Source organism: Acidovorax sp. GW821-FHT10A04 (assembly GCF_059415825.1).
This window is the reverse complement of sequence record NZ_JBWKNZ010000012.1, coordinates 143153-164273: the sequence shown is the minus strand read 5'-3', so window position 1 is coordinate 164273 and position 21121 is coordinate 143153. Positions and strand designations below refer to the sequence as shown.

General features: G+C 69.6%; 18 protein-coding genes and 1 pseudogene. 9 read left to right on the top strand and 10 right to left on the bottom strand.

Annotated elements, in window-relative coordinates:
- The first annotated feature begins 10 nt into the window (after window positions 1–10).
- Window positions 11–1282: a YeaH/YhbH family protein gene (locus AC07PF_RS23540; RefSeq protein WP_494613473.1), complete on the top strand. Its 1272-nt coding sequence runs from the start codon at window positions 11–13 to the stop codon at window positions 1280–1282.
- A 38-nt stretch (window positions 1283–1320) separates the two neighbouring features.
- Complete coding sequence (locus AC07PF_RS23535) at window positions 1321–2913, top strand: SpoVR family protein (RefSeq protein ID WP_494613525.1); 1593 nt, start codon at window positions 1321–1323, stop codon at window positions 2911–2913.
- A gap of 7 nt (window positions 2914–2920) precedes the next feature.
- On the opposite strand, the gene AC07PF_RS23530 is transcribed toward AC07PF_RS23535, so the two are convergent.
- The 3 genes from AC07PF_RS23530 to AC07PF_RS23520 all read right to left on the bottom strand — a co-directional run bounded on the left by AC07PF_RS23530 (window position 2921) and on the right by AC07PF_RS23520 (window position 6755).
- Window positions 2921–4357 carry an aldehyde dehydrogenase family protein gene (locus AC07PF_RS23530; RefSeq protein WP_494613472.1) on the bottom strand — a complete coding sequence of 479 codons (1437 nt, stop codon included), beginning with the start codon at window positions 4355–4357 and terminating at the stop codon, window positions 2921–2923.
- A 5-nt stretch (window positions 4358–4362) separates the two neighbouring features.
- A complete protein-coding gene (gene aptA / locus AC07PF_RS23525) occupies window positions 4363–5688 on the bottom strand; it encodes an omega-aminotransferase AptA (protein ID WP_494613471.1) in 1326 nt (441 codons plus the stop codon).
- Between the two features lie 161 nt (window positions 5689–5849).
- Window positions 5850–6755 carry a GntR family transcriptional regulator gene (locus AC07PF_RS23520; RefSeq protein ID WP_494613470.1) on the bottom strand — a complete coding sequence of 302 codons (906 nt, stop codon included), beginning with the start codon at window positions 6753–6755 and terminating at the stop codon, window positions 5850–5852.
- 81 nt (window positions 6756–6836) lie between these two features.
- Between AC07PF_RS23520 and AC07PF_RS23515 the strand changes: the two genes are divergently transcribed.
- Genes AC07PF_RS23515 through AC07PF_RS23495 form a run of 5 tightly spaced genes read left to right on the top strand, consistent with a single transcriptional unit; the run spans window position 6837 to window position 13115 of the window.
- The gene (locus tag AC07PF_RS23515) at window positions 6837–7997 is read left to right on the top strand and encodes a C45 family autoproteolytic acyltransferase/hydrolase (protein WP_494613469.1); all 1161 of its coding nucleotides are present in this window, start codon (window positions 6837–6839) and stop codon (window positions 7995–7997) included.
- Window positions 7998–8048: 51 nt separating this feature from the next.
- A complete protein-coding gene (locus tag AC07PF_RS23510) occupies window positions 8049–9626 on the top strand; it encodes an ABC transporter substrate-binding protein (RefSeq protein ID WP_494613468.1) in 1578 nt (525 codons plus the stop codon).
- 32 nt (window positions 9627–9658) lie between these two features.
- The gene (locus tag AC07PF_RS23505; protein ID WP_007858982.1) at window positions 9659–10615 is read left to right on the top strand and encodes an ABC transporter permease; all 957 of its coding nucleotides are present in this window, start codon (window positions 9659–9661) and stop codon (window positions 10613–10615) included.
- A gap of 17 nt (window positions 10616–10632) precedes the next feature.
- Window positions 10633–11448 carry an ABC transporter permease gene (locus AC07PF_RS23500; RefSeq protein WP_035205771.1) on the top strand — a complete coding sequence of 272 codons (816 nt, stop codon included), beginning with the start codon at window positions 10633–10635 and terminating at the stop codon, window positions 11446–11448.
- Window positions 11449–11486: 38 nt separating this feature from the next.
- Complete coding sequence (locus AC07PF_RS23495) at window positions 11487–13115, top strand: dipeptide ABC transporter ATP-binding protein (protein WP_494613467.1); 1629 nt, start codon at window positions 11487–11489, stop codon at window positions 13113–13115.
- Between the two features lie 75 nt (window positions 13116–13190).
- On the opposite strand, the gene AC07PF_RS23490 is transcribed toward AC07PF_RS23495, so the two are convergent.
- Window positions 13191–13811 (bottom strand): VOC family protein, encoded by a 621-nt coding sequence (locus AC07PF_RS23490; RefSeq protein WP_007858971.1) that lies wholly within the window; start codon window positions 13809–13811, stop codon window positions 13191–13193.
- 212 nt (window positions 13812–14023) lie between these two features.
- Between AC07PF_RS23490 and AC07PF_RS23485 the strand changes: the two are divergent.
- A pseudogene (locus tag AC07PF_RS23485) lies at window positions 14024–14621 on the top strand (ATP-binding cassette domain-containing protein); the annotation flags it as partial.
- 332 nt (window positions 14622–14953) lie between these two features.
- Window positions 14954–15721 carry an ATP-binding cassette domain-containing protein gene (locus AC07PF_RS23480; RefSeq protein WP_494613524.1) on the top strand — a complete coding sequence of 256 codons (768 nt, stop codon included), beginning with the start codon at window positions 14954–14956 and terminating at the stop codon, window positions 15719–15721.
- A gap of 60 nt (window positions 15722–15781) precedes the next feature.
- Here AC07PF_RS23480 and AC07PF_RS23475 read toward each other — a convergent pair whose 3' ends face one another.
- The 6 genes from AC07PF_RS23475 to AC07PF_RS23450 all read right to left on the bottom strand — a co-directional run bounded on the left by AC07PF_RS23475 (window position 15782) and on the right by AC07PF_RS23450 (window position 21121).
- Window positions 15782–16366: a YceI family protein gene (locus tag AC07PF_RS23475; RefSeq protein ID WP_494613466.1), complete on the bottom strand. Its 585-nt coding sequence runs from the start codon at window positions 16364–16366 to the stop codon at window positions 15782–15784.
- A gap of 64 nt (window positions 16367–16430) precedes the next feature.
- Complete coding sequence (locus AC07PF_RS23470) at window positions 16431–17003, bottom strand: YceI family protein (RefSeq protein ID WP_007858965.1); 573 nt, start codon at window positions 17001–17003, stop codon at window positions 16431–16433.
- Between the two features lie 48 nt (window positions 17004–17051).
- Entirely contained in the window at window positions 17052–17627 is a 576-nt protein-coding gene (locus AC07PF_RS23465; protein ID WP_494613465.1) for a cytochrome b, read from the bottom strand.
- Window positions 17628–17936: 309 nt separating this feature from the next.
- Window positions 17937–19214 (bottom strand): heme biosynthesis HemY N-terminal domain-containing protein, encoded by a 1278-nt coding sequence (locus AC07PF_RS23460; RefSeq protein ID WP_494613464.1) that lies wholly within the window; start codon window positions 19212–19214, stop codon window positions 17937–17939.
- A gap of 15 nt (window positions 19215–19229) precedes the next feature.
- On the bottom strand, window positions 19230–20321 hold the full coding sequence (locus tag AC07PF_RS23455; RefSeq protein ID WP_494613463.1) for a uroporphyrinogen-III C-methyltransferase: 1092 nt from the start codon (window positions 20319–20321) through the stop codon (window positions 19230–19232).
- Entirely contained in the window at window positions 20318–21121 is an 804-nt protein-coding gene (locus AC07PF_RS23450) for a uroporphyrinogen-III synthase (protein WP_494613462.1), read from the bottom strand. The genes AC07PF_RS23455 and AC07PF_RS23450 overlap by 4 nt, the downstream gene beginning before the upstream one ends.

Genomic DNA, 21121 nt, shown 5'->3' with positions numbered 1-21121 from the left:
GGGGCAAGGGATGGCATTGCAAATCATCGACCGCAGGCTCGCCGGCAAGAACAAATCGGTGGGCAACCGCGAACGCTTCGTGCGCCGCTTCAAGGAGCAGATCGCAGAGGGCGTGCGCCGGGCTGTGTCGCAGCGCGACATCCGCAACATCGAGCAGGCCGAGAACATCACCATTCCGAAGAAGGACATCGGCGAGCCCGCGTTCCACCATGGCCGGGGCGGCATCCACGACCGGGTGCACCCGGGCAACGCCGAGCATGTGCGCGGCGACCGCATCCAGCGGCCCCAGGGCGGCGGGGGCGGCGGGGGCGGTTCGCAGGCCAGCGACAGCGGGGAAGGGGAGGACGATTTCACCTTCACCCTGACCAAGGAAGAGTTCATGCAGCTCTTCTTCGAGGACCTGGCACTGCCCAACCTGCTGCGCACGCACATCGGCGAGACCCCCAAGTACAAGCCGCGCCGCGCCGGCTACAGCCAGAACGGCATTCCCAACAACCTGGCGGTGCTGCGCACCATGCGCGGGGCGCTGGGCCGGCGCATCGCCCTGGGCCAGTCGGCGCACCGCGAGCTGGCGGCGCTGCAGCTGCAGCTCGAGGCCCTGGTGGACGCCGGCGGCGGCAGCGGCGACGAGGCAGGTGCGCTGCGGCTGCGCATCGACGAGCTCAAGGCGCGCACCGGCCGCATCCCCTACCTGGACCCCATCGACCTGCGCTTTCGGGCCCGGGTGCAGGTGCCCGTGCCCAACAGCCAGGCGGTGATGTTCTGCCTGATGGACGTCTCGGGCTCCATGGACCAGGCGCGCAAGGACCTGGCCAAGCGCTTCTTCATCCTGCTGTACCTGTTCCTCACGCGGCACTACGAGAAGATCGACATCGTCTTCATCCGCCACCACACCCAGGCGGCCGAGGTCAACGAGGAGCAGTTCTTCCACTCCACCGAGAGCGGGGGCACGGTGGTCAGCAGCGCGCTGGTGCTGCTCGACCAGATCATCCGCGCGCGCTACCCCGCAGGGGACTGGAACATCTACGTGGCCCAGGCCAGCGATGGCGACAACTTCACCAACGACAGCGGCAACTGCCGCAACCTGCTGGTGGACCGCATCCTGCCGCTGGCGCGCTACTTTGCCTACGTGCAGGTGGCCCAGGAAGAGCAGAACCTGTGGGAGGAGTACAGCCAGCTGGTGCCGCTGTTCCCCCACTTCGCCATGCGCAAGGTGTCCGAGCAGGGGGATATCTACCCCGTGTTCCGCGACCTCTTCAAGAAGGAGGGGGTGCAGGTATGAACCACTCCATGGCCCAATACCCGGTGCTGGAACGCCGCATGCGCGACAACCCGTGGAAGACTGCCATCGTCGGCGAGCGCCGCCACCGCACCGTGCCCGAGCAGCCCCTGCCTGCCGGGGCACGGCCCGCGCAGCCCCTGCCCGATCCCAGCGACTGGACCTTCGAGCTGATCGATCGCTACCACGCGGCCATCGCCGCCACCGCCGAGCGCTTCGGCCTCGATACCTACCCCAACCAGCTCGAGGTCATCACCGCCGAGCAGATGATGGACGCCTATTCCAGCGTGGGCATGCCGGTGAACTACCGCCACTGGAGCTACGGCAAGGAGTTCCTGGCCACGGAGCGGCGCTACCGGCGCGGCCACATGGGCCTGGCCTACGAGATCGTCATCAACTCCAACCCCTGCATCAGCTACCTGATGGAGGAGAACACCACCGCCATGCAGGCGCTGGTGATCGCCCATGCCGCCTACGGGCACAACAGCTTCTTCAAGGGCAACTACCTGTTCCGCATGTGGACGGATGCCTCCTCCATCATCGACTACCTGGTGTATGCCAAGGACTACGTGGCCCAGTGCGAGGAGCGCTACGGCTTCGACGAGGTGGAGCGGCTCATGGACTCCTGCCACGCGCTGGCCAACTTCGGCGTGGACCGCTACCGCCGCCCGTCCAAGAAGAACCTGGCGCGCGAGCGCCAGGAGCGCGAACAGCGCGAGTCCTATGCCCAGCAGCAGGTCAACGAGCTGTGGCGCACCCTGCCCACGCGCCCCGGCAAGGACGGTGCGGCGCAGGAGAGCAACCGCTTTCCGAAGGAGCCGCAGGAGAACATCCTGTACTTCATCGAGAAGAACGCGCCGCTGCTGGAGCCCTGGCAGCGCGAGATCGTGCGCATCGTGCGCAAGATCGCGCAGTACTTCTACCCCCAGCGCCAGAGCCAGGTCATGAACGAGGGCTGGGCCACCTTCTGGCACTACACACTGCTGAGCACGCTCTACGACGAGGGCTACCTGAGCGACGGGGTGATGGTCGAGTGGCTGGGCTCGCACACCAACGTGATCTTCCAGCCCCCCGTGGGGCACCGCGCCTACAGCGGCATCAACCCCTACGCGCTGGGTTTTGCCATGTACCGCGACATCCAGCGCATCTGCCAGAACCCCACGCCCGAAGACAAGCGCTGGTTCCCCGACATCGCGGGCGCCCCCTGGCTGCCCACGCTCGACCATGCCATGCGCAACTTCAAGGACGAGAGCTTCGTCGGCCAGTACCTGAGCCCGCACCTGATGCGCGAGATGCGCCTGTTCGCCCTGCACGACGACGCCCGCGTGAACGAGCTGGTGGTCAGCGAGATCCACGACGAGAACGGCTACCGCAACCTGCGCCAGATGCTGTCGCAGCAGTACGACCTGGGCACGCGCGAGCCCAACATCCAGGTGTGGAACGTGAACCTGCGCGGCGACCGCAGCCTGACCCTGCGCCACACCCAGTACCAGGGGCGCCCGCTGGGCGAGGACACGCAGGAGGTGCTGCGGCACGTGGCGCGCCTGTGGGGCTTCGGCGTGCAGATTGAGAGCGTGGACGCCTACGGCAACCACCCGATGCTGCTGCACTCGGTGCCTGCACCCACCGAATGAGCGCGCACTAGGCGGCCAACTCCTCGTACCCAAACATGGACTTGGCCTCCAGGTACTCCTCGAAGCCCATGCGCCCCCATTCGCGGCCGTTGCCCGACTGCCGGTAGCCGCCGAACGGCGCCGCGTGGTCGGCCCGGGCCCCGTTGATATGCACCATGCCGGCACGCAGGCGCCGGGCGATGCGGCGGGCATGGTCCAGGTCGGGCGCGCTCACACCCGCCGACAGGCCGTAGACCGTGTCGTTGGCGATCGCGATGGCCTCTTCCTCGCTGCCATAGGGCAGGATGCAAAGCACCGGGCCGAAGATTTCCTCGCGCGCGATGGCCAGGGTGTTGCGCACGTTGGCAAACACCGTGGGCTGCACGAAATAGCCTTGCTCCAGGCCTGGGGGCCGCTCCAGCCCGCCGGTGGCGAGCTGTGCGCCTTCGTGCAGGCCGGTGGCGATGCATTCGCGCACCTTGCCGTACTGCACGGCGTTGGCCACCGGGCCGAGCGTGGTGGCCGCGTCGCGCGGATCGCCCATGCGCAGCGACTGCGCCACGTCCACCGCGATGGCCGTGGCGGCATCGTGCAGGTGCGCGGGCACCAACAGGCGCGTGGGCGCATTGCACGACTGGCCGCTGTTGCGAAAGCACTGCAGCGCCGCCTGGCGGATCGTGGCCGGCAGGTCGACGCCGTCCACCACGATGTGGGGCGACTTGCCACCCAGTTCCTGCGCCACGCGCTTGACGGTGTCGGCCGCCGCCTTGGCCACGGCCACGCCGGCCCGCGTGGAGCCGGTGAAGGAAACCATGTCGATGTCGGCATGCGCCGCCATGGCCGCGCCCACGCCCGGCCCGTCGCCGTTCACCAGGTTGAACACGCCCGGCGGCACCCCCGCCGCGTGCAGCACCTGCGCGAACAGCAGGGCCGACAGCGGTGCCGTCTCGCTGGGCTTGAGCACCACGGTGCAGCCCGCGGCCAGCGCGGGCGCCACCTTGCAGGCGATCTGGTTCATGGGCCAGTTCCAGGGCGTGATCAGGCCGCACACGCCGATCGGCTCGCGCGCCACGCGGGTGCGGTTCACCACCTCGTCGAAGGCATAGCCCGCCAGCACCCGGGCCGCCTGCTTCAGGTGCGACAGGCCCGCCACCGCATGCGCCTGGCGGGCCAGCGTGATGGGGGCCCCCATCTCCAGCGAGATGGCCATGGCGATCTCGTCCATGCGGCTTTCGTAGGCGGCGATCACGGCGTGCAGCACGGCCAGGCGCTGCTCCCGGCCCTGGGCGGCCCAGGCCGGGAAGGCGCGGCGCGCGGCAACCACCGCATGGTCGAGGTCGCGTGCATCGCCCAGCGCGATGCGCGCCACGGGCTGTTCGGTGCTGGGGTCGATGACGTCCTGCGTGCGCGTGCCCAGGGCGGGTACCCAGGCGCCATCGATGTAGAAGTTGCGGTGTTCCTGCATGGTGCTCAGGCGATGGTCTGAAGCGCCGCGCGGATGCTGTTCGCCACCTCGTGGATCTGTGCCTCGCTGATCACCAGCGGGGGCGAAAGCACCAGCGTATCGCCCGAGTTGCGGATCAGCACGCCGGCCTCGAAGCAGGCCGCATGCACGGCATTGCCGCGTGCACCGGCGGCGCCAGCGCGCGGCGCCAGGTCCACGGCACCCAGGAGGCCGATGTTGCGCACGTCCACCACGTGCGGCGCATCGCGCAGGGCGTGCAGCGCGGCCTCCCACACCGGGGCGATGGCCTGCACGCGCGCGTCCAGACCCAGTTCCTCGTGCACGTCCAGCGTGGCCAGGCCGGCCGCGCAGGCCAGCGGATGGGCCGAGTAGGTGTAGCCGTGGAACAGCTCGATCATGCTGGCCGAGCCCTGCATGAAGGCCTCGTAGACCGCATTGCCCGCGACCACGCCGCCCATGGGCACGGCACCGTTGGTCATGCCTTTGGCGCAGCAGATCAGGTCCGGCGTGACGCCGAAGGCCTGGGCACCGAAGGCGGCGCCCACGCGCGCAAAGCCGGTGATGACCTCGTCGAAGATCAACAGGATGCCGTGCTGCGTGCACAGCTCGCGCAGGCGCTGCAGGTAGCCCACGGGCGGCGGGTACACGCCGCCCGAGCCGGTCACGGGCTCGACGATCACGGCCGCGATGGTGGCCGGGTCGTGCACCAGGAACAACTGCTCCAGCGCATTCGCGTAGTGCGCGCCCGTGGGCGGCTGGCCGCGCGAGAAGCGCGCGTCCGCGTCGTAGGGCAGGGGCAGGTGGGCGGTGTCGGGCAGCAGCGGGCCGAAGTCGCGCTTGTGGCGCCCGATGCCGGCCACCGACAGGCCGCCGAAGCCCATGCCGTGGTAGCCCTTGGCGCGGCCCACCAGCAGGGTGCGGCGCGCATCGCCGCGCGCCTGGTGGTAGGCGCGCGCGATCTTGAGCGCCGTGTCCACCGCCTCGGAGCCCGAGTTGGTGAAGAACACATGGTCCATGCCATCGGGTGCCAGGTCGGCGATGCGCCGGGCCAGCGTGAAGGCGGCCGGGTGGCTCATCTTGAACGACGAGACGAAGTCCATGCGGCCCGCGGCCTCGCGGATCGCCTCGGTGATGCGCGGCTGGCCGTGGCCGGCGTTGCAGCACCACAGGCCGGCCATGGCGTCGAGCACCTGGCGGCCATCGTCGGTGGTGTAGTGCATGCCCTGGGCGGCGGTGAACAGCATGGGCTGCTGCTGGAACTGGCGCTGGGCGGTGAAAGGGAGCCAGAAGGCGGTGTCGTTGGGGGCGCTGGGGTGGGGGGCGGAGGTCATGGGGCTTTCGGTGAGGGCTGCAATTTCCGTCATTATGTTTTTTGTTTAAACAAAAATCAATGCGGGTGGGTTGCAATAACTGACGCGATCCAGCCCAGTGCCCCCGCGCAAGGGCCGCCCCGCCGCAAAGGCGGCGTTTCCAACCTGGGGAGGCGTCCCCCTCAGGGGGGGGAGGCGCGAAGCGCCTCAGGGGGAGTCAATTTAGGAGGTCGCAAACGGCTGGCCACGTCCAGATGGCGCAGCATCAGCAAGGCAGCCAGTTCCTGGTCGCCCGCCTGCATGCGGTCCAGCATCTCCAGGTGCTCGCGGCAGTTCACCTCCATGCGCTCGCGGCCGTATTTCCAGTCGTAGTTGGACAGGCGGCGCAGGCGGTTCTGGCGCTGGATGTCCATGTGGAAGAAACGGTTGCCCGAGGCGGCCGCCACGCCCTCGTGGAAGGCCGCATTCATCTCGAAGAAGGCGATGCTCGACGACTCCTCCGACAGCGTGCGCAGAAACGCCTCGTGCTGCTGGCGCATGTCCTGCGCCCAGGCGGCAGGCAAGGCAAATCCGGGCTCGCGGATGGCCGCGGGCTCGATCACCATGCGGTAGCGGTAGCTCTCGTGGCGCACGCTGGCGTCCCAGGCGCCCGTGGCAAAGCGCCAGCCGTAGCCAAGCTTGGGCTCGATGGCGCCGAGGTCGGCCAGGCGCTCCAGCGCATTGCGGATGGCCGGGCGGCCCAGGTCGTAGGCTTCCATCAGCTCCTTCTCGGAGACGTATTCGCCCAGGTTGCCATGCTGGCGGTCGTAGGCGATGCGCCTGAGCAGTTCGTCGCTGCCGTCGGCCGCCTCGCGGGCGGGCGCGGGCAGGGGCGGTACCTGCAGCAGTTCCACCCCGCGGTGCGGCTTGCGCTCGGCAAAGCCCTGCTGCGCGAGGTGGTCAAGCGCGGCGCGCACCGGCGTGCGCGAGACGCCCAGGCGCTCGGCGAGCTGGTTTTCATTGAGGCGCGCACCGGCTGCCAGGCCGTCCTCGTGGATGAGGCGGCTGATGCGGTCGGCCAGCTCCAGATGCAGGGGGGTAGAAACCATAGCTTGAAACAGTTGATGTTTTTTATTCTACAAAATACAATTCAATCCATCGATCGATGATCGCTCACTCCACCCATCGCCATGGACCAGACTTTCCCTTGGGGCGCCCAGCAGCCCATTCCTTCCTGCCCGCTGATCGAGGTCCGCGGTGCACCGCGCGAGCGTGGCCGCCAGTATGGCGAACAGGCCAAGGCGCGCATCCTGCGCGGCATCGAACATTACTCCACCCAGCTGGAGGGCAGCCAACTCGGCTGGCCCGAGATCGGCACGCTGGTGAAGACCTTCGAGCCGACCATCGAGGCCTTCGATGCCGCCTACCTGGATGAGATGCGTGGCATCGCCGAGGGGGCCGGCGTGTCGTACGAGGCCGTGGTGATGCTCAATGCGCGCACCGAGATCCTCAAGCTCGCCGACCGCCGCCGCAAGGGCCAGCCCGCGCAGATCGACCCCGATGGCTGCACCGGCGTGGTGGCCATGCCCGAAGCCACGGCCTCAGGCCGCGTGATCCATGCCCAGAACTGGGATTGGAAGGCCGAGTGCGCCGAAACCGCCGTGGTGCTGCGTGTGCTGCGCGACGATGGCCCGGATATCCTGACCTTCACCGAAGCCGGGGGGCTGGCCCGCTCGGGCATGAATTCTGCGGGCATCTCCATCACCGCCAACTATCTGGAGTCCGACCGTGACTACCGCCAGCTCGGCGTGCCGCTGGCCCTGCTGCGCCGCAAGGCGCTGGAGCAGGTGCAGCTGGCCCTGGCCATGCGCATCGTCTACTGCACGCCCAAGTCGGCGTCCAACAACGTGATGGTCTCGCACGCCACCGGCGTGGCCATCGACTTCGAGTGCGCGCCCGACGAGACCTTCCAGATCCACCCGGAGCGCGGTGTCATCGTGCATGCCAACCACTTCCAGAGCCCGATCGCGCTGGCCAAGGTCAAGGACATGGGCATCGTGAACACGCCCGACTCGCTCTACCGCGACCTGCGCGTGCGCGCGCTGGTCGAGCCGCACATCGGTGCGCTTACGCGCGAGCACATCAAAGCCGCGCTGTTCGACGACTTCCAGTCGCCCTGGTCGGTGTGCCGCCCGCCGCGCCCCAACTCCAGCAGCAACCTCTCGGCCACCGTGGCCATGGTGGTGATGGAGCCGGCCCTGGGCGAGATGGAGGTGGCCATGCTGCCCGCGCTCAGCCGCAGTTTCCAGGCCTACCGCCTGGACCTGGAGCGCCAGCTGGCGCTGGCCTGAGCGCGCCCGCCGCCCCTCCGCTCGCCTGCCCCCCGAAGAAAGGACCCCGAGATGACTACTGCCCCCTCGCGCTGGCTGTCCAGAGGCCTGGCCCTGCTCGCCGGCTTGTGCACGTTCGGCCTGGCCCAGGCCCAGCCGCAGGCCGATACCCTGCGCATCCGCCTGAATGCCGACATCCGCTCCACCGACCCCGGCGTCAACCGCGACAACAACACCGACGCGGTGATGATGCACGTGCTCGAAGGCCTGGTGGCCTACCGCGAGGACGCCTCCGTGGCGCCGCTGCTGGCCCAGTCGGTCAGCACCTCGGCTGACGGCAAGACCTACACCTTCAAGCTGCGCCAGGGCGTGAAATTCCACAACGGCGCGCCGCTCACGGCCGATGACGTGCTCTTCGCCTGGAACCGCTACATGGTCCCGGCCAACAACTGGCGCTGCCTGGCCGAGTTCGACGGGCGCGGCCTGGCCAAGGTGCTCAAGGTGGAGGTGCCCGATGCCGGCACCGTGGTCTACACGCTGGACAAGCCCTCGGCCCTGTTCCTGGCGACGCTGGCGCGCGTGGACTGCGGCGGCACCGGCATCTACCACCGCAGCTCGCTCGAGGCCGACGGCAAGTGGCGCGAGCCCGTGGCCACCGGGCCCTACAAGCTCGGGGAGTGGAAGCGCGGCCAGTACATCGAGCTCTTGCGCAACGACGGCTATGCGGCGCTGCCCGGCCCGCGCGACGGCAACACCGGCGCCAAGATCGCCGAGACGCCCAAGGTGCGCTTCATCATCATCCCCGATGCCTCGGCCGCCAAGGCCGCGCTGTTCTCGGGCGGCATCGACCTGAACTACGACATCAACGACGAGGACATGGCCGAGTACAAGGGCCGCAAGGACGTGCTGATGGAAACCCAGGCCACCATGAACGTGCAGGGCCTGCTGTTCCAGACGCGCGACCCGCTGCTCAAGGATGCGCGCATCCGCCGCGCCATCGCGCTCGCGCTCGACATGCCCGAGCTGGTGGCCGCCGTCACCTCGGGCAATGCCCCGCCCAGCCGCTCGGTCGTGCCCACGCCCAGCGCCTTCTACAAGAAGCCGCAGGCCGCCGTGCCGCCGCGCAACCTGGCGCTGGCCAAAAAGCTGCTGGCCGAGGCCGGCTACAAGGGCGAGCCCATCAAGATCCTGGCCACCAAGCGCTACAACAGCGTGTTCAACATCGCCGTGCTGACCCAGGCCATGGTGCAGGAGGCGGGCATCAAGGCCGAGGTCGAGGTGCTCGACTGGGCCACGCTGCTCGACCGCTACACCAAGGGCAGCTACCAGGCCATGGCCTTCACCTTCTCGGCCCGGCTCGACCCGGCCCTGTCGTACGAGATGGTGACCGGCCCCAAGGACAAGCAGCCGCGCAAGGTGTGGGACGAACCCCTGGCGCACGAACTGCTGGCCAAGAGCATGGAAACCAGCGACGTGGCCCAGCGCCAGGCCTTGTTCGACAGGCTCGAAGCCCGCATGCGCGAGGATGTGCCGGCGATCTTCATGTACTCGGCCGTGAACACCAGTGCCGCCCGCTCCTACGCCAAGGGCTACAAGGGCTGGGCGCTGGGTACGCCGCGGGCCTGGGGCGTGGCGCTGCGCGCCCCGTGAAGCCGATGGCCTGCTGACCGGATTCACACACCATGGGTTCCTCCTTCCCCGCCTATGTCGGCCGGCGCCTGCTGTGGACGCTGCCGACCCTGTTTCTCGTGAGCCTGATGGTCTTCGTGCTCATGCGCCTGGTGCCGGGCGATCCGGCGCTGCTCATCCTCGGTGACAGCGCCACGCCCGAGCAACTGGCCGACCTGCATGCCCAGTTCGGGCTCGACCGGCCGATCCCCGTGCAGTTCACGCTGTGGCTCGGCAAGATGCTGCAGGGCGACCTGGGCCACTCCATCACCAGCGGTGAGGCCGTGCTGCCGCTGCTGCTCGAGCGCTTCCAGGTAAGTGCCGCCATCGTGCTCGTGGCCGTGGCCCTGGCCGCGCTGCTGGCCGTGCCCGCCGGCCTGCTGGCCGCGTGGAAGCAGAACAGCGTGCTCGACACCATGGTGGTGGCCGCCGCCACGTTCTTCCTGTCCATTCCGAGCTTCTGGCTGGGCCTGCTCCTGCTGCTGTTCGTGGGCCTCAAGCTCGGCCTGGTGCCGGTGGTGGGCTACGTGCCCTTCAGCGAGGACTGGCGCTCGGCGCTGTCCTTCCTGGTGCTGCCGACCATCACGCTGGCGCTGATCGAGCTCGGCATCCTGACCCGCATGGCGCGTGCCAGCGCCGTGGAGGTGCTGCGCCTGGAGTACGTGACGCATGCGCGCGCCAAGGGCCTGTCGGAGCGGCGCGTGCTGCTGCGCCATGTGCTGCCCAATGCGTTTGCGCCCACCTGGACCATGATCGGCCTGGTGCTCGGCAACCTGCTGGGCGGCATCGCGGTGCTGGAGACGGTGTTCACCCTGCCCGGCCTGGGCCGTCTGCTGGTGGACGCGATCTTTGCGCGCGACTACCCCGTGGTGCAGGGCTGCCTGCTGTTCACGGCCGCCATCTACGTGCTCGTCAACCTCGTGGTGGACCTGTGCTATCCCCTGTTCGATCCCCGGGTGTCCGCGTCATGATGATGATCAAGCGCTTGATGAAACGTCTGCGTACCAATGCCCTGGTCGGGGGCCTGCTGGTGGCCCTGGTGGGCGCCATGGCCCTGCTGTCGGTGTTCTGGACCCCCTACAACCCCATGGGCGTGGCGCTGCGCCAGCGGCTGCAGCCGCCCTCGGGCACCTACCTGCTGGGCACCGACGAATTCGGCCGCGACATCCTCTCGCGCCTGATGGCCGGGGCCGGCACCAGCCTGGTGGTGGCCGCACTCACCGTGGCGCTGGCGCTGGTGCTGGGCGTGGTGATCGGCCTGGTGGCCGGCTACTTCCGCGGCTGGCTGGACCGGGTGCTGATGGTCTTCAACGATGCCATGCTGGCCTTCCCCGGCATCCTGCTGGCCCTGGGCGTGATGGTCATCGTGGGCGCCAACCAGTGGGGCATCATCGTCGCGCTGGGCCTGGCCTATGCGCCCACGGCGGTGCGCGTGGTGCGCGGTTCGGTGCTGTCGCTGCGCGAGAAGGAGTACATCGAGGCCTCCGAGGTCATCGGCAACTCCGGCCTGCGCACGGTGTTCGCGCACATCCTGCCCAACTGCGTGGCGCCCCTGGTGGTGCTGGCCACGTCGATGTTCGGCTGGGTCATCCTGGCCGAGAGCGCGCTGAGCTTCCTGGGCCTGGGCGTGCCGCCGCCCGCGCCCACCTGGGGCAACATGCTGGCCTCGGGCCGGCCCTACATCGAGACCGCCGCCTGGCTGGGCATTGCGCCCGGTGCCTGCATCGCGCTCACGCTGCTCGGCGTGAACCTGCTGGGCGATGCGCTGCGCGACTGGCTCGACCCGCGCATGGAGCACCGCTGATGCGGCCATCGTCCTACCCCTTGGCGGAAAGAACCGACATGACGACCGAGAAGAACCCGTTGCCGCTCTTGTCCGTGCGTGAGCTCACGGTGCACGGCCCCCACGCCCGTCCGCTGCTGGACGCCGTCTCCTTCGACGTGCCCGCCGGTGGCGTGGTGGCCCTGGTGGGCGAGTCGGGCAGCGGCAAGACCATGGCCGGGCGTGCCGTGATGGGCCTGCTGCCGCCCCAGGTGCGCCAGAGCGGCGGCAGCGTGCTGCTGCAGGGCCGCGACGTGGGCACGCTGTCGGCGCAGTCGCTGCGCGCTTTGTGCGGCTGCGACGTGGGCATGGTGTTCCAGGAGCCCATGGTCTCGCTCAACCCCGCGATGACCATTGCCGAGCAGCTTTTCGAGGGCCTGCGCCTGCACGAGAAGGTGAGCACGGCCCAGGCGCGCGAGCGCGCCATCGCCATGCTGCGCCGCGTGCAGATCGCCGACCCCGAGCGCTGCCTGGCCGCCTACCCGCACCAGTTCTCGGGCGGCATGCGCCAGCGCATCATGCTGGCCTCGGTCATGCTGCTCAAGCCGCGCCTGTTGATCGCCGACGAGCCCACCACGGCGCTCGATTCGCTGAGCCAGCGCGAGGTGATGGAGATCATGGCCGAGCTCACGCGCACCGAGGGCACGGCGGTGCTGCTGATCACGCACGACCTGGGGCTGGTGGCGCGCTACGCGCAGTCGGTGGTGGTGCTCGAAAAGGGCCGGCTGGTCGAGGCCGGCGCGGTGCGCAGTGTGCTTACTGCGCCGCGCCAGGCCTATACCCGAAGCCTCATCGAGGCACTGCCCCAGCGCAGCGCCCAGCGCCCGGCGCGCCCCGTGCAGGCGCCGCTGATCGAGGCCCGGGACGTGCATGTGAGCTTTCCGGGCGCGCGCCAGGGTTGGCTGTCCAAGGCCGCGCCCAAGCTGGCGGTGCGCGGGGTGTCGCTGGCCATCCAGCCGGGCGAGGTGGTGGCCGTGGTGGGGGGCTCGGGCTCGGGCAAGACCACACTGGGCCGCGCCATGATCGGCCTGTTGCCCGTGGCGGGCGGCGACGTGTGCTTTCGCGGCACTTCGCTGGGCCAGGCCGATGCTGCCGGGCGGCGCGAGTTCCGGCTGGCCTGCCAGCTGGTGTTCCAGGACCCGTACTCTTCGCTCGACCCGCGCCAGCGCGTGCGCGACATCGTCGCCGAGCCGCTGCGCCACGGCCCGCTGCTCACGCGCGATGCCCTGCAGGCCACGGTGGATGCCATGCTGGCCGAGGTGGGTCTGGCCGGCTTTGGCGAACGCTACCCGCATGCCCTGTCGGGCGGCCAGCGCCAGCGCGTGGCGATTGCGCGCGCCCTGGTGCGCAAGCCCGCCTTCGTGGTGGCCGACGAGCCCGTTTCGGCCCTGGACATGACGATCCAGAAGCAGGTGCTGGAGCTGCTCCGGCGCCTGCAGGCCGAGCGCGGCTTCGGCTGCCTGTTCATCTCGCACAACCTGGCCGTGGTGTCCGAGATCGCCGACCGCATCATCGTGATGGAGAACGGCCGCATCGTCGAAGAGGGCAGCGTGGCCGACATCTTCGACCGGCCGCAGCAGCCCTATACGCGCGCGCTGCTCGAAGCCGCCACCACCAGCGACCTGCTGGCGGAGCTGGACGCTGCGTAGCTACCGGCCTGTGCAGCAATGCAAAAGGCGCCGCCCGAAAGGGTGGCGCCTTTTCCTTTTGCGGCGGGGCAGGCTTCAGCCCTTGGCGAATTCCGGCCGGTCGTTGCTCTGGGGCTTGAGCGGCTCGGCCGCCTTGCCCTCGGCGCGCTCCTTGCGCCACTGCTCCTTGCGGGCCGTCCATTCCTTCAGGCGGGCGTGGGCCACGGTGCTGTCCTTTTCCATGGCCTGTGCATCGGCGAGCTGCGCGGTCAGCTCCAGGCGGATGCCGTTGGGGTCGAAGAAGTAGATGCTCTTGAAGATGTGGTGGTCGGTCACGCCCAGCACCTCGATGCCGAAGGCTTCCAGGCGCGCCTTGGTGTTTTCCAGTTCCTGCACCGTGTCCACGCGGAACGAGATGTGGTTGACCCACAGCGGCGTGTTGGGCGAGGGCTCGGCCTTCACGTCGTCGCCCAGGTCGAAGAAGGCGATGAAGGAGCCGTCCTTCAGGCGAAAGAAGAAATGCGTGTAGGGGCAGTACTCGCCCGTGCTGGGCACGTAGTCGCTCTGGATGATGTGGTACAGCGGCAGGCCCAGGATGTCTTCATAGAACTGGCGGGTTTCCTCGGCGTCGCGCGCCTTATAGGCGTAATGGTGCAGCTGCTGGACGGCAGCAGGTGCGGGCAGGCTGGCGAGGTCGGGCTTCAGAACGGCATTCATGCGTTGTCTCCTTGGTCGGTGGTGAAATTCTACTATTCGTAATTGATTTACGTAAAGAGAATTTTGAAGGCGTGGGTATTTGCGGTACATTGCGCTCCTCGCCAAACCACCCGAGGTGTCTTCACCGATGCGCCTGTAAGCCCGCTTTCACGCTGTTCCGCCCTGGCCTTGGCACAGGTGCGGTTGTGTGGTGACCGTGGAGTGCTTCAGGCATGGCGACGACCAACGATTTTTCGGGCCCCCGCGCCCGTGGCGGCAGCAGGGCTGCCGCCGCTTCCTCCTTTTCTTCCTTTTCCCCGCTCCAGTTCCAGGACGTCACCTGGGTGCTGCCCGATGGCCAGCCGCTGTGGAACGCCCCGTTGACGGTGGCCCTGGGCGCCGGCACCGCGGGCATCGTGGGCGCCAACGGCGTGGGCAAGAGCGTGTTCCTGCAACTGCTGCTGGGCCGGCTGCAGCCCACTGCCGGCACGGTGCTGCACAGCGCACGCCTGCATGCCGTGGCGCAGGAGGTGCAGGGCGGCCCCGGCAGCACCGTGGCCGACCTGGCGGGCCTGGCACCCGTGCTGCGCGCGCTGGAGCGCCTGGAGGCGGGCCAGGGCAGGCCCGAGGACCTGCTGCAGGCCGATGGCCAGTGGGACCTGCCCGCGCGCTGGCAGCGCGCCCTGCTGGCGCTGGGCCTGGGGCACCTGCCAGGCGACGGCGACGCGGCCCGCCTGAGCGGCGGCGAGCGCATGCGCGTGGCGCTGGCCGGGGCCTTTGTCTCGGACGCCCAGGTGCTGGTGCTCGACGAACCCACCAACCACCTGGACCGTCGTGCACGGCGCTGGCTGCTGGAGCAGTTGGCCGCACGCCAGGGCGGTGCGGTCGTGGCTAGCCATGACCGGGAACTGCTGGGCGTGGTGGATGCCATCGTGGAACTGGCGCCCGCCGGGCTGCGGCGCTACGGAGGGAACTGGGCCTTGTATGCGGCGCAGCGGTACCAGGAGCGGGCCGCAGCGCAGGCGGCGCTCGACCATGCACGCACCGAGCGCGAGCGGGGCCGCAAGGCGCTGCAGCGTGACCACGAAGCGCAGCAGCGCCGCGCCGCGCAGGGGCGCCGGGTGGGGCGCACGGCCAACCTCGCGCCCATCCTGCTGGGCCGCATGAAGAACAGTGCCGAAGCCCATGCCGGGCGCGAGCACGAGCGCCAGCAGGAGGCGCGCGACCAGCTGGATGCGACCGTGCGCGAGGCCGTGCGACAGGCCCCGGCCCCCACCCCCGTGGCGCTGGCCCTGCCGCAGAGCACGGTGCCCGCCGGCAAGCAGGTGCTGGCGCTGGAGCAGGCGCGCGCGCCGTTCGCACCGCCCACGCTGGCGGCCATCGACGGCGCATGGCACGGCCCGGTGCGCATTGCCATCACCGGCCCCAATGGCTGCGGCAAAAGCACCCTGCTGCGCCTGGTGGCCGGGCAGGTGGCACCTGCCTCGGGCCGGGTAGTGCGCGGCGTGCGCGCGACCTGGCTGGACCAGCACAACGCGCAGTTGCTGCCGCCGCACGCGAGCGTGCTGCAGCGTCTGGCCGAACTGGGCTCGCCCCTGCCCGAGGCCACCTTGCGCACGCGCCTGGCGCAGCTGGGGCTGGATGCCGACCGCGTGCAGCGGCCCGCGGGCGTGCTCAGCGGCGGCGAGCGCACCAAGGCCGCGCTGGCCTGCGCGCTGTGGGGCGGCGAGCCGGCGCAGATGCTGCTGCTGGACGAGCCCACCAACCACCTGGACCTGGCCTCGGTGGAGGCCTTGCAGGCAGCGCTGCAGGGTTTCACGGGAGCCCTGCTGGTGGCCTCGCACGACCTGCATTTCCTGTCGGCGCTGGCGCCCACGCATGTCTGGGCATGGCATGCCGAAGGCTGGCGGCCCGATGCCCGCCTGGCATGAAAAAAGCCACCCGCGGCCATGCCGCGGGTGGCTTGTGCGGACCGGAAAGTCCGTGGTGGATTACTGCTTGATGGCTTCGATCTGCACCACCAGGCGCACGTTCTTGGGGAAGCCGTACTGCACGCCGTAGTCCAGGCCCCACTGGGTGCGGTCGATGGTGGCTTCGAAGTCGCCGCCGCAGACTTCGCGCTTGAGCATGGGGCTCTGGTAGCAGGTGAACTGCGTGGCCTTCAGGGTCACGGGGTTGGTCTTGTCCAGCAGCGTCAGCTGGCCGCTCACTTCGCTGACCTTGTCGCCGTTGAAGGTGAACTTGTCGGAGACGAACTTGATGGTGGGGTACTTGGCGGCGTTGAACAGGTCAGCGCTTTGCAGGTGCTTGTCGAAGGGCGGCGTGCCCGAGTTGATGGAGGTGGTGTCCACGGTGATCTCCACCTTGCCGGTCTTGCCGGCGCGGTCGAACTGCACGGTGCCTTCCTTCTTGTCGAAGCGGCCGCGGTTGGTCGTGGCGCCGAAGTGGCCGATCTCGAAGGTCACGAAGGTGTGCGTCGGATCGATGGCGTACGCGGCGCTCTGGGCCTGGGCTGCGCCCGTGGACAGAACGGCGGCTGCGGCCAGGGCGAGCAGGGCGAACGAAGACTTGCGCATGTAAACAACTCCTGAAAAAGGAAGGGTCAAGGGAAAGGAAACGCGAAAGGAAAGGGTGCGGTGATCAGAGCTTGGCCACGCCGGTCAGCGCGAGCTTGAACTTGACGGTCACGTCGTCGGCCACCATGGAGGTGTCGGCCCACTCGTTCTCGCCGATCTTGAAGGCCAGGCGCTTGATCGGCAGGGTGCCGGTGGCCGTGGTGGTGGCGCCGCTCTGGGCCAGCGTCACGGGCACGACCACGTTCTGCGCATTGCCCTTGATGGTGAGCTTGCCGGCCACTTCGAACTTGCCGCCGCCAAGCGCCTTGATGGTGGTGGATTCGAACGCGGCCTGCGGGAACTTGGGCACGTTGAACCAAGTGGCCTTGGGCAGCTCGGCGTCGGTCTCGCGCGAGCCCAGTGTGGCGCTGCCGGTGTCCACGGTGAAGCTGATCTTGCTGGTGTCGGGCTTGGCCGGATCGAACGCCACCTTGGCATCGAACTTCTTGAAATGGCCCTCGAGCGGCACGCCCATCTGGCGCGCGGTGAACTGCACCTCGCTCTGCGCGGGGACCAGTTGCTGCTGTGCGAAGGCGGACGGTGCGGCCAGCACGGCGGCACCCAGCACGAGGCTCGAGACGAAGGAAGATGCTTGCATGGAGGCTCCTGAAAAATCGGTGCGAAAGAACGGGGAAGGGGGGAGGGCTCAGCGCGGGCCGGGCAGCATGCGGCCGATCAGGCCGTCGCGGTCGATGAACTGGTGCTTGAGCGCGGCGGCCACGTGCAGCACCACCAGGGCGGCCATGGTGCAGGCGGTGTACAGGTGCCAGGGCTTGATGGCCTCGGCCAGTTCCTTGTTCACGGGCACGAAGTCGGGCAGTTGCCACAGGCCCAGGAAGACGATGGGAAAGCCCGCCGCCGAGCTGTAGGCCCAGCCGATCAGCGGCACGGCCAGGAACAGCAGGTACAGCAGGCCGTGCGTGGCGTGGTGCGCCAGGGCCTGCCAGCGCGGCATGGCCTGGACCATGGCGGCCGGCAGGGCCGGCGGGCGGTGCGTCGCGCGCCACAGGATGCGCAGCACGGACAGCGTGAGGATGGTGACGCCGGCCCATTTGTGCCAGTTGTAGAGTTTGAGGCGTGCTGGCGAGAAGGGCAGGCTGGTCATGTACAGGCCGACGCAGAAGGCGCCGATCAGGGCCAGGCCCAGCACCCAGTGCATCAGCATGGCGGTGCGGGTGTAGCGGGCCGGTCGGCTGGTGGAGGGCGGCGTGGAGTGGGGCATCGTGGTGGGATCGGCAGTGGGGTGGCGGGCAGGGGTGGGCAGCAAGCGGTGGGTGCAGTTTTTTTCGGGCTGGCGCATCCTTCGCTGCCCCGCACGCCGCACCCTGTGCCGTGCGCACAAGGCTCCGCGATGAGCGCAGTGTAGGAAGCTGCCAGCGCGTTCGGCTTCAGCAGGATTGATGCTTCAGTTCAAAAAAACTGAATTGATAGGGGGTTTGCGCTCAAAGTTCCCTCTTGTTCGCCAAAAGGCGGGCGCAGAGAGATGGCCGGTAGATGGCCAGGGGATGGGCGGGCACCCTCGCCTGCCCGGTCAGCGGGCGAGTGCGGCTTTTTTCCAGGCCTCGGCGGCGGCGGGCTCGTCGCCCCGCTGCTCGGCCAGTTCCGCCAGGTGGCGCCAGGCGCTGGCGCGCAGGCTGGCGTCGGACAGCTGGTGGGCCGCCTGGGTCAGCAGCTGCTGGGCCTTGCCCCAGAGCTGGCGCTTGAGGCAGGCCATGCCGGCCAGGTACTGCAGGCGCGCATCGCGCGGGTTGGCCTGCTGGGCGGCTTCGATGCGGGCCAGCCAGGCGGCGTCCACGGCATCCAGGCCCGACTCGAGCGCGCGCACCAGCTTCAGGGCATGGTGTTCGGCCAGCGCGTCGGGCAGTTCCGCCATGCGTTCCCATACCGGCTGTAGCCAGGCGCGCACCTGGTTGGCATCGCCGCCCAGGGCGGCCATGCGTTGCGCGGCCTGGATGGCCAGCTCGGGCATGTTGCGCTCGGCGGTTTCCAGGTCGTCCCAGACGCGGCGCAACTGTGCTGTGTCGTGGGCGCTGTGGATGAGTTCGGTGGCCAGGCCGCGCACGATGCTCTGCGCCGCCGTGGGCGAGAAGGCGCGGTGCTTGGCCAGCAGGCGGGCCGTGTCCAGTGCCTCCTGGGTGCGGCGGGCCAGCCGCGTGGCCTTGAGCTTGATGCGCAGCGCCAGGGTGCGGCGTGCGGCGCCTTGGGGCAGGGAGGCCAGCCATTCGAGGGCGGCATCGGCGTCGCGGTCGTCCAGCGTCCAGCGCGCGGCGCGCATCTGGGCGCCTTCGCGCAGCTCCTGCTCCAGCGCGGTGCCGCGCGCGGGCGCGTCTTCGAGCGCGCGCTGCAGGTGGCTGTCGCGCGTGGCGGTGTCCTGCAGGGCATGGGAGCCTTCGGCCGCCACCAGGTGGGCCAGCGAGCGCAGCTGGTGGCTGTGCGGCACCGATTCGCCCGCGGCGGCCAGCGCGTTTTCCTGGGCCAGTGCGGCCACGGCCGCCTTGCGCGAACGGATGAAGCGCCCGCCCAGCAGGTGCGTCATGGCGTCGAGCAGCGCGCTGTGCATGGCGCGTTCCTTTTGCTGCACGCGCCAGCGGCGCGCCTGGTGCGGCAGCTCCAGCAGGGCCGCCAGGGCCCGCAGGGCGGCATGCACAGTGACGAAGCCGCCCACGAGCAGCAGAACCACCATGTTCAGCGACAGGTCGACCCGGTACGGGGGCCAGTAGAGGGTGACGGTGCCCTGGTTGTTGCCCGCAAACAGCGCAGCCGCGACGGCCACGCCAAACAACGCCAGGAGCCAGAGTGCTGCGCGCATGCGTGCTGCCCTCTTTCAGCGCCCCGCCGCGGCCGTGGCCAGGGCGGAGAGTGCTTCATCCGGGCGCGGCAGTTCGGCGGCCTTCATGCCGGCCTGTGCCTGCTGCAGCACCGTGGCGGCCGTCTGCGTGCGGCGCGAGGCCGGGTCGAAATACTTGTTGACGGCGGCGGTGGCTGCGGCGAGGTCGGCGCGGGCCGAGTCGAACTGCCGCGCCAGCACACCCAGGCGCGCATTGAGCAGCTTGAGCTTGAGGTTTTCGCGCAGAAAGAAGGTCTGCTCGGGGGCCAGCAGGATGGCCTCGGGCTGGTCCACCCGGCTCACGCGCACCAGGTTGCGGGCCTCGTCGCGCACCACCTCCCAGCTGCGCTGCAGCGTGGCCTGCCACCAGGGCGTGTCCGCACTGGGTGCGGCGCCGGCAGGGGCCGAGGCGATCAGGCGCCGGCTGGCTGCGGCCTGGGCCACGGCGTTGAGCACGGGCAGCTCGTCCACCTGGCGCACCAGATCGTCCAGGCGCGCCAGCAGGCCGGCGGTGTCGGTCACCTGGGCCCGGTTGATGCGCTCGATGTCCCGGCCGATGGCGCGCTGCACGGGCGCCAGGCGTGGCTGGGCGGCGCGCTCGATGCGTTGGTCGGCGGTCTTGAGCGCTGCCAGCAGCGGGTCCAGGCTGCCCGTGAGCTGGGCCTGCTGCTGCGCCAGGCGGATGGCGGATTCGATGTCCACCACCAGGTTTTCGTCGCGCGAGCGCGACAGGCTCTGCATCAATTCCTCGAGCTGGCTGCGCTGCAGGGCCACTTCGCTCACGCGGGCTTCGGCCACGGAGAGGCGGGCGGCGGTCTCGCGCACCAGCTCTTCGGCCTGGCGGGCCATGGTGCGCGCCTCGATCGCCAGGGCGCCCGAGTCGGCTGACTGGCGCGCCAGCTGCTCCTGGATCACGCTCAGCTTTTGCCACAGCAGCCCGCTGCTGGCCACGGCCGCCACGGCCAGCACGCCCGCCAGCAGGGTGGGCAGGCTGCTGCCGCGCACCACCACCGCAGGCGGTTGCGCAGCGGCTGCGGCGGGGGTGGAGGGGGCTGCAGTGGGCAGGTCGTGGGGGGGCGCGGAACTCATGGGGCCGATTCTATCGAGGCCACCACGTCTTCCAGCGCCGGACGACACTCCCTTACATGGCCAAAGCCCATGGCGCGCGCGGTCTGGGCGATGCGCGGGTGCGTGGCCAGGGCCCGTGCCGGTGCAAAGGACCGGCCGGGCAGGGCCTCGGCCAGGTGGGCCACGGCCTCGGAGCTGCTCAGCAGCCACAGCGAGCCGTCCTGGAGGGCGGCCTCTGCCAGCGCTGCCTGGTCAGGGGTGAACCGGGGGGCTGCGCGCTCGTAGGCCACGGCCCAGTCCACCTGGCCGCCCGCGGCCTGCACCTGGCGCGCCAGCCAGTCGCGGCCCGAACCCTCGGACGACTCATGCACCCCGGCCGAGCGGCCGCGCACGATGAGCACGCGGTCGCCAGACCGCACCTGGGCGCCCACCTGCTGCCAGAGCGATTCGGAGTCGAACTGCGGGGCATCGGCAGCGGGGCCATCGATGGCCGCGGGCGGTAGGCCCAACTGCTCCAATGCGCGCGCCGTGCCCGGGCCGGGGGCCCAGGCGCGGGTGCCGGCCGGCAGGGGCGGGGCGCCATGCAGGAAATGCAGCGCTGCATTGCTGCTCACGAACATCAGTGCGCGGTAGCCGGGCGCCTGGGCAAGGCGCTGGAGCGCAGCGGCCATAGCCTGCTGGGCCGAGGGGTCGGTACAGGGGCCGATGGCGATCAGCGGCAGGGCCGTGGCGGCCCATCCGCGCGCGGTGAGCTCTGCCACCCACTGTGCCGCCTCGCGCTCGGGGCGCGTGACGATCACCCGGGGCGCTGTGGAGGGCAT

What these genes read in the sequence shown, in the direction of transcription:
- AC07PF_RS23535 (WP_494613525.1), top strand. Translation starts at nt 1,321, where the DNA reads ATGCGCGACAACCCGTGGAAGACTGCCATCGTCGGCGAGCGCCGCCAC.
- AC07PF_RS23475 (WP_494613466.1), bottom strand. Translation starts at nt 16,366, where the DNA reads ATGCGCAAGTCTTCGTTCGCCCTGCTCGCCCTGGCCGCAGCCGCCGTT.
- AC07PF_RS23540 (WP_494613473.1), top strand. Translation starts at nt 11, where the DNA reads ATGGCATTGCAAATCATCGACCGCAGGCTCGCCGGCAAGAACAAATCG.
- AC07PF_RS23515 (WP_494613469.1), top strand. Translation starts at nt 6,837, where the DNA reads ATGGACCAGACTTTCCCTTGGGGCGCCCAGCAGCCCATTCCTTCCTGC.
- AC07PF_RS23470 (WP_007858965.1), bottom strand. Translation starts at nt 17,003, where the DNA reads ATGCAAGCATCTTCCTTCGTCTCGAGCCTCGTGCTGGGTGCCGCCGTG.
- AC07PF_RS23500 (WP_035205771.1), top strand. Translation starts at nt 10,633, where the DNA reads ATGAAACGTCTGCGTACCAATGCCCTGGTCGGGGGCCTGCTGGTGGCC.
- AC07PF_RS23495 (WP_494613467.1), top strand. Translation starts at nt 11,487, where the DNA reads ATGACGACCGAGAAGAACCCGTTGCCGCTCTTGTCCGTGCGTGAGCTC.
- AC07PF_RS23480 (WP_494613524.1), top strand. Translation starts at nt 14,954, where the DNA reads ATGAAGAACAGTGCCGAAGCCCATGCCGGGCGCGAGCACGAGCGCCAG.
- AC07PF_RS23490 (WP_007858971.1), bottom strand. Translation starts at nt 13,811, where the DNA reads ATGAATGCCGTTCTGAAGCCCGACCTCGCCAGCCTGCCCGCACCTGCT.
- AC07PF_RS23465 (WP_494613465.1), bottom strand. Translation starts at nt 17,627, where the DNA reads ATGCCCCACTCCACGCCGCCCTCCACCAGCCGACCGGCCCGCTACACC.
- AC07PF_RS23455 (WP_494613463.1), bottom strand. Translation starts at nt 20,321, where the DNA reads ATGAGTTCCGCGCCCCCCCACGACCTGCCCACTGCAGCCCCCTCCACC.
- AC07PF_RS23505 (WP_007858982.1), top strand. Translation starts at nt 9,659, where the DNA reads ATGGGTTCCTCCTTCCCCGCCTATGTCGGCCGGCGCCTGCTGTGGACG.
- aptA (WP_494613471.1), bottom strand. Translation starts at nt 5,688, where the DNA reads ATGACCTCCGCCCCCCACCCCAGCGCCCCCAACGACACCGCCTTCTGG.
- AC07PF_RS23530 (WP_494613472.1), bottom strand. Translation starts at nt 4,357, where the DNA reads ATGCAGGAACACCGCAACTTCTACATCGATGGCGCCTGGGTACCCGCC.
- AC07PF_RS23460 (WP_494613464.1), bottom strand. Translation starts at nt 19,214, where the DNA reads ATGCGCGCAGCACTCTGGCTCCTGGCGTTGTTTGGCGTGGCCGTCGCG.
- AC07PF_RS23450 (WP_494613462.1), bottom strand. Translation starts at nt 21,121, where the DNA reads ATGCCCTCCACAGCGCCCCGGGTGATCGTCACGCGCCCCGAGCGCGAG.
- AC07PF_RS23520 (WP_494613470.1), bottom strand. Translation starts at nt 6,755, where the DNA reads ATGGTTTCTACCCCCCTGCATCTGGAGCTGGCCGACCGCATCAGCCGC.
- AC07PF_RS23510 (WP_494613468.1), top strand. Translation starts at nt 8,049, where the DNA reads ATGACTACTGCCCCCTCGCGCTGGCTGTCCAGAGGCCTGGCCCTGCTC.